We start from the raw sequence: 269 nt of genomic DNA, 5'->3' as shown, positions 1-269 counted from the left end.
GGATTCTTTAGTCTTTTTCTCTACCGTATCATGCTCATCGCCGCTTTTGCTTTATTCATATGGCGGATGAGAGATAAGGGGACGTACATGTCTCAGTGGCAGCAGATTCGTGTCAAAGGTATTCTTGGTTTTTTCGCTGCATGGTTTCTTTACGGGCTCATCTCACTGCTTTGGGCTCATTCAGTCACAGACGGCCTGAAGTATATGTCCCTTCTTGCAATGGGGATGGGATTTGTCTTTCTTGTCGTCATGTATATTCAGCGAATGGA

General features: G+C 45.0%; 1 pseudogene. It reads left to right on the top strand.

Annotated elements, in window-relative coordinates:
* A pseudogene (locus SB658_RS24240) lies at window positions 1–269 on the top strand (teichuronic acid biosynthesis protein TuaE); the annotation flags it as partial.

The sequence above is a fragment of the Bacillus sp. SIMBA_008 genome (assembly GCF_046535495.1).
GTDB lineage: Bacteria > Bacillota > Bacilli > Bacillales > Bacillaceae > Bacillus > Bacillus subtilis.
This window is presented reverse-complemented; position numbering and strand designations above follow the sequence as displayed.